The organism is Paenibacillus sp. BK033 (assembly GCF_004345425.1).
GTDB lineage: Bacteria > Bacillota > Bacilli > Paenibacillales > Paenibacillaceae > Pristimantibacillus.
The window spans coordinates 1,510,867-1,523,213 of sequence record NZ_SLVP01000001.1 but is presented as its reverse complement, the minus strand read 5'-3'; the positions used below and the strand labels follow the sequence as shown (position 1 = coordinate 1,523,213).

Annotated in this window: 12 protein-coding genes; 1 reads left to right on the top strand and 11 read right to left on the bottom strand. The window is 53.2% G+C overall.

Annotated elements, in window-relative coordinates:
• The first annotated feature begins 175 nt into the window (after positions 1-175).
• Entirely contained in the window at positions 176-817 is a 642-nt protein-coding gene (locus EV294_RS06865; protein ID WP_132305041.1) for a thiamine diphosphokinase, read from the top strand.
• A 13-nt stretch (positions 818-830) separates the two neighbouring features.
• Here EV294_RS06865 and EV294_RS06860 read toward each other — a convergent pair whose 3' ends face one another.
• From EV294_RS06860 to EV294_RS06810, 11 genes are all read right to left on the bottom strand, one after another.
• Positions 831-2,783 carry an endonuclease MutS2 gene (locus EV294_RS06860; protein WP_132305039.1) on the bottom strand — a complete coding sequence of 651 codons (1,953 nt, stop codon included), beginning with the start codon at positions 2,781-2,783 and terminating at the stop codon, positions 831-833.
• Positions 2,784-3,205: 422 nt separating this feature from the next.
• On the bottom strand, positions 3,206-3,988 hold the full coding sequence (locus tag EV294_RS06855; RefSeq protein WP_132305037.1) for an MBL fold metallo-hydrolase: 783 nt from the start codon (positions 3,986-3,988) through the stop codon (positions 3,206-3,208).
• On the bottom strand, positions 3,985-4,662 hold the full coding sequence (locus EV294_RS06850; protein WP_132305035.1) for a GNAT family N-acetyltransferase: 678 nt from the start codon (positions 4,660-4,662) through the stop codon (positions 3,985-3,987). The genes EV294_RS06855 and EV294_RS06850 overlap by 4 nt, the downstream gene beginning before the upstream one ends.
• 47 nt (positions 4,663-4,709) lie before the next feature.
• On the bottom strand, positions 4,710-5,369 hold the full coding sequence (locus EV294_RS06845) for a GNAT family N-acetyltransferase (RefSeq protein ID WP_132305033.1): 660 nt from the start codon (positions 5,367-5,369) through the stop codon (positions 4,710-4,712).
• Between the two features lie 27 nt (positions 5,370-5,396).
• Positions 5,397-6,257 carry a carbon-nitrogen hydrolase family protein gene (locus EV294_RS06840; RefSeq protein WP_132305031.1) on the bottom strand — a complete coding sequence of 287 codons (861 nt, stop codon included), beginning with the start codon at positions 6,255-6,257 and terminating at the stop codon, positions 5,397-5,399.
• Between the two features lie 13 nt (positions 6,258-6,270).
• Entirely contained in the window at positions 6,271-7,626 is a 1,356-nt protein-coding gene (locus tag EV294_RS06835; protein ID WP_132305029.1) for a HAMP domain-containing sensor histidine kinase, read from the bottom strand.
• The gene (locus EV294_RS06830) at positions 7,623-8,321 is read right to left on the bottom strand and encodes a response regulator transcription factor (protein WP_015844236.1); all 699 of its coding nucleotides are present in this window, start codon (positions 8,319-8,321) and stop codon (positions 7,623-7,625) included. Before EV294_RS06830 ends, EV294_RS06835 begins: the two co-directional genes overlap by 4 nt.
• 78 nt (positions 8,322-8,399) lie before the next feature.
• A complete protein-coding gene (locus EV294_RS06825; RefSeq protein WP_132305028.1) occupies positions 8,400-9,998 on the bottom strand; it encodes a serine/threonine-protein kinase in 1,599 nt (532 codons plus the stop codon).
• Positions 9,999-10,109: 111 nt separating this feature from the next.
• Entirely contained in the window at positions 10,110-11,129 is a 1,020-nt protein-coding gene (locus EV294_RS06820; protein WP_132305025.1) for an SAM-dependent methyltransferase, read from the bottom strand.
• A gap of 44 nt (positions 11,130-11,173) precedes the next feature.
• Complete coding sequence (locus EV294_RS06815; protein WP_132305023.1) at positions 11,174-11,509, bottom strand: cyclic-phosphate processing receiver domain-containing protein; 336 nt, start codon at positions 11,507-11,509, stop codon at positions 11,174-11,176.
• Positions 11,510-11,512: 3 nt separating this feature from the next.
• Positions 11,513-12,343: a deoxyribonuclease IV gene (locus EV294_RS06810; RefSeq protein WP_132305021.1), complete on the bottom strand. Its 831-nt coding sequence runs from the start codon at positions 12,341-12,343 to the stop codon at positions 11,513-11,515.
• Between the last annotated feature and the right edge of the window lie 4 nt (positions 12,344-12,347).

Below are 12,347 nucleotides of genomic sequence, written 5' to 3'. Positions count from 1 at the left end.
CGCATGCTCCGCCACTCCTGTCGGTATGTCCTTCATCATTTTAGCCGCGGATATCCGGTTTGACAATTGCTACTTTTGCCACTTCTTCTTTCTTTTTTCTCAAATACCTAGTTTTATGCCCCGGATTCGCATTATACTGGCTTCAGCACTATGCAGGCAGAAAGGAAGATGAACCATGAACAACCGGATTATTATTTGTACGGGCGGCAGTTTGGGCGAATGGGTGCGTCCCTATATCCGTCCGGATGATCGGTTAATAGGAGCCGACCGCGGAGCTTTGTTCCTCGTTCAACATGGATACGCGCCGGATCTCGCGCTTGGCGATTTTGATTCCGTAACTACCGAGGAACTTGAGCTTATCCGTTCCGTCAGCCGGGAAACGGTCACTTACGATCCGATAGACAAGGACTACACGGATACCGAGCTTGCCTTTCGTTATGCGCTTGAGCAATCCCCTTCCGAGATCCGAATGCTCGGAGCACTGGGGAGCCGGTTCGACCATTCCCTCGCCAATGTCCACTTATTGAAGCTTGCAATCGAGCAAGGCATTTCGGCATCGATTACCGATGAGCATAACACGATTTCCCTTGCGCAGGAAGGAACTATCGAGCTGCATCAAAGCGAGTACAGCCATATTTCGCTCCTTCCGCTGTCCGAAGAGGTAACCGGAATTACGCTGCGCGGATTTGTCTATCCGCTGCATGAAGCAACGCTGCGGATCGGCCAATCCCTCGGCATAAGCAATATTCTGGCTGATCCCGCCGGCACCTTGACCGTACGCACGGGCACCTTATTAGTTATTCAGAGTAAAGATTAACGGAGCGAAGCACTTATTCCCCGGTTGCATCCGGCTTCGTCTCGATCGTTAAGCCCTCTACATACTTGCGGCCCATCAGCTTCCGCTTTTTCCGGTTTTCCTTCGTATCAAAGACGATATCCATATCATAGTCTGCGCCGGGATACAATTTCTCCCTGCTGATATAAGGCTTGATCCGTTTCCGGTTAAAGGCCATCTTCTTCCCCTGGACCTGAACGATTACTTCTCCCCGTTCATCCGCGGGTTGAAACACAATCCCGGCACGCTTCAGCGGGTAGATCCATACGGCATCTCCTTTGGAATAGGCTGGGGCAGCGGTTTTCTCCTTCGAGTTGTTCGTTTCTTCCGGCAGCTCTGCTCGCTCAGGCAGAGCCTGCCGTTCGACAACCGCTGTCTCATCCGCCCTAACTTCTTCGACCGTTTCATCCAGTCGGATCTCCACTCTTCCCTCCGCTAGCTTCTCGGCCCGCTGCATCACATGCTCGGGAAGGCCGAACCTTCTCGCAATAGCGAAAGCATGACTCTCACCAGCTTCTCCAACCTCCAATCGGTACAAAGGACGAAGCGTCTCCGAATCAAAGGCCATTCTGGCATTCATGCATCCGGTTGTTCCGGAAGCAAATTTCTTAATCTCGTTAAAATGCGTCGTCGCGCCCGTCAAAGCTCCGCGTTTCAGCAGTTCTTCCAGCACCGCAATGGATAAAGCGATTCCTTCGCCGGGATCGGTGCCCGCAGCCAGCTCATCCAGCAGAATAATCGTGCGTTCATCCGCAGAATGAAGCATCTCCTTCAGTACGGCGATATGCGAGGAAAAGGTGCTGAGCGACTGCTCCAGACTTTGTCCGTCCCCCACATCCGCCATAATATGATTAAAAACGCCAAACCGGCTTTGCGGGGACGCCGGCACTAGGAGGCCGGATTGCACAAGCAAGGCCAGCAGCCCAATGGTCTTCAGCGCTACCGTTTTGCCCCCCGTGTTCGGCCCCGTAATAATAAGCTGCTTCCACCCGATGCCCAGCTCCACGTTAAGGGGTTCGGCATGACCGCCAAGCAGCGGATGACGGGCTTCTACCAGCTTGATGAACGGCTCCTGGCTTAGCGTTACGGGTTGGCCGTCGTAGGAAAGCGAGAGTTTGCCTCTAGCCAGCATGAAGTCAAACGACGCCATCGCTTCCCGGTTTTGCAGCAGCTCGTATTTATACTGCTCCGCCTCGTCCGATAACCTGGATAAAATAATGGTCCGTTCCCGCTCCTCCTCCGCCGACCATTCCTGCCACTCCTGCTGCAGCTCCGCAACGTCAATCGGCTCAATAAACAAGGTCTGGCCGCTCGCCGATTCATCCCATACGGTACCGGGGACCAGCTTGCGGTGCTCCCGTTTAACCGAAATGACGGATCTTCCTCTCCGCCTGCTGATTATCGGATCCTGAAGCGCCGACTTGTATTTGGAGAGCGAAGCGTCCAGCTTCTTGTGAATGCGGTCTTCGATTACGATGAGATGACGCCGGATCGTCCCGAGATCGGGACTCGCTTGATCGGTCAGTCGGCCGTACCGGATGCAGCGGTCGAGCTCCTGCCTTAGATTCGGGCAGTCGTTCATCGAATCGGCGTAAGCCGCTATCGTAGGGGCGATCATACGTTTATTGTTCATGTAACGCTTCATCTGTCCGATGGAAACAAGCCATGCCAGCAGCTGGTCAAGCTCTGCTTCCGTATAGATCCTACCTTTGCCCAGCAAGGCCAGGAATGGATCTATCCCTTCCATGGCGGAAAGCGGAACGCTTGCTCCGCTCGCGAGCAAGGCCGCCGCTTCCTCCGTCTCGTTCAGCCATGCCCGGATTTGTTTCGCATTGGTGCTCGGCTTGTGACGCTCTGCCAATAGCCGTCCTGCCGGGGATACGGTGTAACCGATCATCTTTTCCTTCAATTTGTCATATTCCAGTCTTTGAAATACGGCTTCGTTCATGTTTGGATGCTCCTTTAAAGGTTTTGGGCATAAAAAAACAGGAACAGAACGCAGAAGCGTTCCGTCCCTGTAATTGGCTAGACCTATCCCATCATAGGCTCCGCAGCGCACAAAAAAACCGTGCTGCAAGAGCACGGGTGATTGGCCGCTGCCGAATAGCATTCAGGCGGAAATCCTCATGTCCTTAACTCATGGCATCGGTCCTTGTCTAAAGACGTCGCAATAGAAGCATGCATACGATGCAAATTTTGCACATGCGCGCCGTTCAAGCTCGTCTAACAAGACCGATCTATCCAATTAAGAGTTAAGAACACCAGCAAACATTAAAATTTCCCCTTTCGGATTAAGCAAAAAAGCTATGAAAATAGCTAAATCCGTTAGCTATACAAATAATGTACGCTAACGGATTGCCGTTTGTCAATCTATATCCCTACAGATATTTCCATACCGGTTAGCGCAAAATCCGCATGGGAAGGCAGCGGATACTTTTTTCTCAAATCAATGTCATGCGACAGATGAGTAAACAGAGTCTTCTTCGGTCCCCATACGGGAAGGAGCTCCAGCGCCTCCGTCACATCGTAGACGGATCTTGTTTCGTAACGGAAGTTCTCCTTGTAAAAGCTTGTTCCGAGCACGAGAAGGTCAAGCCCGTGCAGCGGCTTCTGCTGTTCGTCCGTCAGCCCGATGGAATCGGAGCAATAAGCCCATGCGATGCCCGACTCCTTCTGGTCAAACCGAAAAGCATAAGCATAACCGTTCTTTCCGTGATTCACTTTCCAAGCCGATACCTCCCAGCTTCCGAAGGAACAAGGCCGATCAATGGGGATAAAAGATATATTCCGCCCCAGCCAAGGAAAACGCTGAAGGATCTCGGCGATGACTTCGGCAGGAGCGTACGCTTCTCCTTTGACTCCCAACCATCGGCAGGCGTCCGCCCATTCCGGCACCCCGCCAATATGATCGAAATGGGCATGCGTGACAAGAATGCGGTTCACGAACCGGAGCCCCGAAGCTTCCATTTGTTTGCTCCAATCCGGTCCGCAATCGATCATCATTGTACCAAAGTCTGGCGAATCCAGCTGGACAAGGGAACGGTAGCGGCGGTTGACGCCGCCTGTTCGTGCCTCGCCGCACACCTCGCAGTCGCAGTACACGCGGGGGACTCCCATCGCATCCCCTGTTCCCCGGAACGTAATGGCGATCATATCGGCAGCAGCTCGAGTTGGTCGCGTCCGCGAAGCCCTTCCACCATGTCGAGCCATTGCTGCGGCTTGTTAGGCAATGCCGAGTAATAGATCTCCAGGAATTGAACAACCAGAGCCGCAGGTATCGCAGCCATGTCTTCGTCCGCCGGCAGGAAACACAAATTAAGCCCTTCAACCGCTTCGCCGTTATGCTCCCAGGATGGATGAACGTAAGGGAAGTTAATCATTTTGTAGCCGATATGAGACAGTACTTCGCGACGTACGAACGGATTCATTGGCGTTACTCCGCCGAATTCATGCTCGCCGCTCTCGTATGGGTTGTATATTTCGGCAAACATGCCGATTGGCGCCGTGCCGGATTCACGGGCTAGTCGTGCCAGGTCCTTCTCGCGGCTTCGCATGAGGAACCGGCCAATTCCTTTGTTCGCCACGCCGATAATCGTAAAGTCGGTCATCGCAACGCGAAGCGCAGGATAATAGCGGTATTCGGTCGATCCCACAACTTCGCCATTGTCTATTGCGACATAGACATGAATGCTAGGATCTTCGAGCGGTTCTTTCCAAAGCTCGTAGGCCAATACCTCTTCGGGAGGAAAAATGCGTTTGAGCAGCGCGTGAAGCGATGCGAAATAAAGATCGTTGATCGACGTAATGCGGTGGTAAACTAATGACATCAATAAACCTCCTACTGAGCTAATCGCACTATGAAAACCATGTAATTCTAGAGAAAAGGATTGCGCCATTCCATCAGAGCCGCGTAATTGCTGGACTCTTCGTCGTCCAGATAATCGGACGCGATTCCGACCGGCGTCCGGCCGCAGCGGAGAAGGAAGGTGATGACCGGATCCTTATAAATCCCCTTCATCACCTTGTCCAGGTATTGCTCCGGAGTTTCCTCCGCCGCGCACTTATGGTAGCCCGGCATTCTGCCCGCTCCGAGCAGGCGATTTAGCCGCAGGTGCACAACCGTTTCGTACATGGACTGCAGCAGCCATTTGCCGATACCCGCTTTCCGGTACGCCGGAATGACGCAAATGTCGGCAACGTATAGCGTATCCCCATTGGGATTGTGGTTGCGTATATAACCGCCGTCCGTAATCTGCTCCCAGCTATGCGATTCATGATAGTGATTCATATCTACGATAAGCCCGGTCATGGAGCCGATCACTTTGCCGCCAATCTCGCAGCATAGCGCGCCTTCAGGGAACCGGGCAATATGCTCGTTCAGCTGGTCTTCGCTCCACCACAGCTCCTCCGGATAAGGAGGCGGAAAGCATTCGCTCTGGACCGCAATCAAGCCTTGAAAATCTTCCTTCGTATACGTACGTATTATAGCTTCCGTTGGCACTCCGTCATGAATAACGTATAATTGCTTGCGCATTTCACGCCCTCCTTCCGCTGCCGCAGCTTATGCCCAGTCCGTGTACAGGTCCGTTCGGCGGTCTCTCCAAGTCGTTACCGAACCGGCAGCACGGACATCCTCCAGCAGCTTCAGGTCGAGATCCGCGACGATCAGCATGTCGTCGTTAATGACGCCTTCGCTCAGAATCCCGGCAGGCGGGAACGGTATGTCGTTAGGCGTGATCACCGCAGCCTGACCGTAGTTCGCGCGCATAAAGTCAACCTTGCGCAATGCCCCTACCGTACCGGTCGTTACAATGTACACCTGATTTTCCACCGCTCTTGCATGGCAGCAGTACCGGACGCGGTAGAAGCCATGACGGTCATCCGTGCAGGACGGGCAGAAAATAACGTCCGCGCCTTTGGCGCGCGCCATCCGGACGATCTCCGGGAATTCGATATCATAGCAGGTCAGCATGGCGATGGTGCCAAACGGCGTCTCGAACACCTGCAGACCGTCCCCCGGCGACATATTCCACTCGCTGACTTCGGTCGGCGTAAGATGGATTTTGGCCTGACGGTCAATCTTCCCGCCCGGATGGAACAGATGAGCCGTATTCTGACGCTTGCCGTTACCGGCGTCCACCACATGCGTTCCGCCAACGATATGCATGTTATATTCGGCGGCAAGAGAACGGAACAGGCTTTCATACCGCTCCGTAAATTCAGGCAGACGGTCGATCGGCAAGGCTTTGCCCGTACCGTCGCCTATCGATAACAGCTGGGTAGTCAGAAACTCCGGGAACAATATCATTTCGGTTCCGTATTCGGACGCGTTACGGACGTAATGCGTGACCTGCGCGGCAAAATCCTCAAACGATCCAATGTCTTCAAGCTTATATTGCACGGAGGCAACCCGGTATTTCAATGAACCTCTCCCCTTACTTTCTTTGTTTGAATTGAAGCGTGATCGTTGTACCGAGATCAGGCAAGCTGAACACGTCAATCTTGCCTTCGTGCAGATCCACGATACGCTTGGCAATCGACAGCCCAAGACCAGCTCCGCCGGTCGCGCGGCTCCTTGCCCCGTCTACGCGGTAGAAACGCTCGAACATGTGCGGAATTTCGTTTTCCGGAATGCCGATCCCTTTATCCTTCACTTCAATCTTCACGATATTTTTCGCCACGCTGACGGAGACATCGATCGGCTCCTTGCTGTATTTAATCGCATTGTCCAGCAAGATGACAAGCAGCTGCTGGATTTTGTCCTTATCCCCAAACATTCGGACAGACCGCGACAAAGCCTTCACTCTTATGGGACGCTGGAAGGTTGTCTGGAGCATAACCGCAAGCTCCTCGACGACCAGCACCACATCGAACATCTCTTGATTCAGCCAATCCTCCTGCTCGGCTTCCGCCAGCATCAGCATCGACTTCGTTAAGGTTTGCAGCCTGCTTGCTTCTTTATCGATGGCTTCGATAGCCTCGTCGCGAATGCTCGCATCATCGCGTCCCCAGCGCTTCAGCATACCCGCATAGCTGCTAATAACCGTAAGAGGGGTTTTGAGCTCGTGGGAGGCATCTGCAACAAATTGCTTTTGCCGCGCGAACGTTCGGTCAAGCCGGTCGATCATTTGGTTAAAAGCGCGAACCAGCTGCTGCAGCTCTGCCGACTCCTCGTGACTGGAAGGCTCGATTTTCCGCAGCTTGCCGCTTCTGTCGATCTCGCGCATCGTATTAATCATCTGCTGCATAGGCGAAGTGAGCCGCGAGGTGAACCAATATGTCCCGAAGATGGCGAACAGAATGGCTCCCGCACTGGTTACCGACAAGGCCGCAACCAGAATTTGCAGGTAATCGTCCAATTCATTCAGCACGCGGTTGATTTCCAGCATCGCAACCACGTTCGGCCCGTCATAAATCGGCACGCGCATGTACATGATGCGCTCGCTGCCTTTCTTGATCATTCCGGTATCATGATGGCCCTGGAAGGACGCCGGAAGATTGAGAAGCACGGGATCTGACCCGGTAATATTGACGATTTTGTTATCCGGCCTAATAATGCGTATCATTTCGTTGACATTGTAATATTCACTGAGCAAATCGGCGTCGTAAATGCCTTTGCCGTCCTGTATTTTCGGATTTTCCAGCATCAGATTCACTTTATTCCCAATTACGCGCTCTTCGCTCTCCGTCGTAATCTTGATGACATAGAAGTAGACAAAGATATTAAAGAGAATAAGAATAAAAATGAGCCAGAATATCGTAAAAAGCGTGAATCGTTTGCGAAGCGTCATGCGTCAGGCTCCTTTATCATATAGCCGACGCCCCTGACGGTATGAATCAGCTTATGACGGTAGCCCTTGTCCAGCTTTTGGCGCAAGTACCGGATATAGACGTCCACCAGGTTCGTTTCCCCGATAAAGTCATAGCCCCATACTTCCGATAAAATATCTTCCCGCGACTTCTCTTCGTTCTTGTTCTCGACCAGATAGACGAGAAGCTCGAACTCGCGCGGCGTCAGCTCGATTACGATTTCCTTGCGGTATACCTTGCGGGTACGCAGTTCAATCGTCAAGTCCCCAACCTTGATCAGGTCGGAGCCTTCGGATTCTTTCGGATACTGCTGGAAGATACGCAAAATGTTGCGGACGCGGGCAAGCAGCTCCTCCATCGCAAACGGCTTCGTAATATAGTCGTTGGCGCCATGCTCAAAGCCGCTGACCTTATCGGGCACCGTATCTCTTGCCGTCAGCAATATAACGGGAACCGGGTTGCCGGCCTGCCGCAGACGCCGCAGCACTTCGATGCCGTTTAATTCGGGAAGCATCACATCGAGCAATACGAGCTCCCATTCTCCCGTTGACGCCATTTCGTAACCTGTCCGTCCGTCGGCTGCTGTACCGACCGTATATCCTTCATGCTCTAATTCAAGCTGTAAAATGCGGGAAATGCCCGCCTCGTCTTCCACTACCAGAACTCGTTCGTTCATTTGGGATTTCACCTGCTTCTAAATATGCTATGGACTCGTATTCATCATAAAGAAGGTTTATTTCAATTGCAAGCAAGGTCAGCCTCCAAACCTGACATAAGCTGCATTCCTTTGCGTTTCTTGCCCAATAAAATCAAGGATTGGCTTAAAAGCCTTCTCCAGCGGTTTACAGAGCCCTTTTGTATCCGTCGCCCATTTTCCGCGCCAAATAACATCCAGCCACTCGGTTGCGGGAAGCAGCGGAACAGCGGCAGCCGGGCGTTTGGGCATCATGCCGAGCCATTCGCTCCTGCCCGAAAATGGGGCATCCTTGTTGGCGATCCACTTCAGAGAGGCGCCGCGGGCTTCAAGCTTCCCGCTTAATTGCTCCAGCTCCAGAATCTGATTCGCCTTCCACCTCGAAGGATAGGGATCGGCTACGACAAGCACAAGGTCGGATTCAAGCAGCCAATCCTTGTGATGAGTGAACGCGCCGGAGGATACATCGGTAACGGACACGGCGATATTCTTCATTCTCAATTTTAGCCGGAGCTTATCTAGCTCATCTCTATAATCCTCGGTAACCGGATGCTTCTGGGCATGCCACCATACCCCCTGCTCGTTCCAGCTATAATACCTTTCTTCCAGCTGATCTCGTCCTCTCATATTACTTCGAAGCAATGCTGCCCATTCAGGCCGTTCGGAAGGAAATTCAGCGGCAGCGCAAGGGATTCCGCCAGCGGCAAGCAGCTTTGCCAGGGTAATGGCCACAAACGTAGCTCCTGCTCCGGAAGAGACGGGAACGACGGCGATCCTCATCGCTCGGGCGCCTTCCGGATTGCCGCCTTGAATTCCCGGATAACGGACATGAACGTCTCTATTAGCTCCCATGCCGGCAAAAGCATGCAGCTCCCTCTCCACCTCGGCCATTGTATTGTACCGGTCCTCGATACGAGGCTGAACCATTCTCCACAGCAAATCGGCGAACCGGGTAGGTACATCTGCGCGCAGTCTCCGCATAAAGCCTACGCTCTGATTCATCCTCTCCGCAGGATTCAAATAGCTTCCTCCGCTAAGCAAGTAATAGAGCAGCGCGCCAAATCCGTATATGTCGGTCCGAACCTCGCTTCGTCCCAGATGCTGCTCCGGAGCCGCAAAGCCCGGCGTTCCCAGCTTCATTGTCGTCAGCGTCTGCAGGACTGTTCTGGATTTGGCGATGCCAAAATCGATCAGCCGAACATGCCCGTTATGTTCAACCATTATATTAGACGGCTTAAGATCCCGATGAACGATCGGAGGAAACTGGCTGTGCAAATAGACAAGCGCCGAGCAAATCGGCAGGGCCAGCCGTAAAACTTCTCCAAATGAAAGCTCCCGGTTATGCCGGCTGAACAGCTCTCCCAGCGTCACCCCGTGAATATAGTCCATCACGATGGCTTCCGCTCCGTAATCGGTTAATGTGAAGCTGTCCATAATATGAGGCAGATTCGGATGATTAAGACGCATCAGCACTCTAGCTTCTTCGGAAGCCCTTTCCGAATCCGTCACTTTAATCGCGCGCAGCTTCCCTTGAAGCTTGGAATCCTCGGCAGCGTACACATCCCCCATCCCCCCGCTGCCAAGCTTCCCGACCAGCGTGTACCGCTCGCCGATCACCATTCCGGACTCGAGATGAATCAACCTTGCTTCATTTTGCATCCTAGCAACCCCTTATGATTCGTTAAAAAAAATCCCGGCTTGAAACAAGAGTCCCCTTGGACTCCTGTTCAAACCGGGATGCTTTCCCTGTTGTATTCCGTTATATCACGCCTACCGCTTCTTTTCCAGGTATAACGTAATCTCCTCGCGGTTATGGAATAACTGCTTGGCGCGTTTAATGATAAATGCGGTAGAGAAGCGCTCCTTCACCTCGCGAATGGTCTGAAGCGGCTTTTTGTGCATCAGTTTTATCGTAATAATAGCCGAGGCATGAGGTGCCAGCGATTCTTCCAAATCAAGCACCAGACGGCACATCTGCATAGGGCTCCAGCTCATATCGCAGACAAGCAGATCGAAGGAGCCCGGCTTGAACTTGACCTCCGAGGCGTTCCGTTTCAAGTACGTCAATGCCGGATGTCCGGCCAGCGACGGATGCATGTCTCCCGGATCGATCGCCGTTACCCGCAAACCCCGTTCAAGCAGCAGGGAGGTCCAGCCGCCGGGAGCCGCTCCAATGTCGATGGCATTGCTGAACGCGGAATAATCAAGCCCAAACTCCCGTTCCGCTTCAAGCAGCTTGAATTTGGCGCGCGAGATTTGTCCTTCCTCCCGCTGGAATCGGATCGCGCCTCCGGGCCAGTCGGACAGCATGTCCTCCGGCTTGCCAAAGCCGATATACAGCTCGCTTGCCGCAGCGTAAATAGCAATGATAATATCCGGTTGCTGGACGACGGGCTCCGCCTCCAGTTCCTCCAATACGGCATCCAGCACGGCTTTCGTGTCCGAAGCGGAATACGGAAAGGCCGTCTTGCTCGAGCGGCGCACATGAATGGCCACCTGCTTGTCCTCAAACAGCAGACGCGAACGTCTTATCGTCTCCGACAGCTCCTGCAGATCATCCGCATTGCCTTTGATCTCTGCCGTACGGTCAACTGGCTGCAGATGCCGCAGAAATATCGGCTTGTCCGCCTTAACAGCGGAGGCAACGTCTTCCGCAGACCTCTCACTGTCGAATAAAAAAGTTTCCCCGGCGGCCAGCTGCGTCACTTTTACGCCGTCTAGCAGCCGCCGAAGCTCTTCAATTGCATAGGGAGAATACCCCTGATTAGCCGTACCAATCCATCGGCTCACTTCAACACCTCCGTTGTTGCACCAACCCAAAAAAATATCTATTATCAGCTGCCGGCCGCAATTTCGTCAAGCAGCGAGTCCGGCATGGGTCCGTTCATGATCTTCATTTCAATCGGCGCATGGGACGACAGCATATGGTACATGTGCATTCTTCCCGCCGTGCTGGAGGTATGCAGATAGACTGCTTTCGGATAACGGGCGGATTCCACCATATGGCGGACAACCTCGTAACCCGTCGGCTCGTTCCAGCCGAGATCATAGTCCAGCGACAAGATATCTATGGCTTCGGAATCGATCAAAAGCTTGCATTCCTCCGCATTCCGGGCGAGCACGAAACCTTTTGGACAAGGGCGGTAGTCATCCAGATATACATGTATCATTGTTCATGTCCCCCATTCGCGCATCAGGTTTAATTGCCTTTCGTAAGTACCGTCTTCATCTGAAGGCGTTTCCAGTATAAAAGGAACGCCCGCAAGCGCTGGCACGGACATCAGCCACTTCAGCCCTTCTTCGCCGATATGCCCGCTCCCAAGCGCCGCATGCCGGTCCCTCCGCGCACCGGCCGCAAACATCGAGTCATTGAAGTGCACAACCGCCACATGCTCCAGTACTCCTAATGAGACGGCTTTCTTCAGCCATTCCGCATCCGTCTCCCCATGCCACAAGCCGCTCGCGAACATATGGCAGGTGTCCAGACAAAAAGCCAGCTTCGCCGGCTCCGCGCATAATCCCCGGATTTGGGCCAGTTCCTCGATCGTTGTCCCCATAAACGTATGCTCCCCCGATTGAATCTCGATCAGCAGCTTGGCATTTCCGTTCCACCGGCTCGTCACTTCATTCAGCGATTGAATAATGGATTGGTAGCCGGCAAGCGGCTCTTTCCCCTTATACACGCCAAAATGAACGACAACGCCAATCGAGCCGCAGCTGTTAGCAATATCGAGGTCATTAAGCAGCGAATCTACGGTGCGTTGGCGGACGTCCTCCCGTTCCGAAGCAAGATTTGTCGGATAGGGGGAATGTGCGACGGTCAATATATCGTGCTGCCTGCACAGCTCCGCGCAGCGCTCGGCCTCTCTCCCGTCGAAGGCTTTAAGTCCAAGGCTGCGGGGGTTTTTCGGAAAATACTGAAAAGCATTGATGCCGCCCGAATAGGCGGCTTTGGCGGCGGAGGCGTAACCTTCTTTTATGCTGAGATGACGGCCGATGTACATTGCT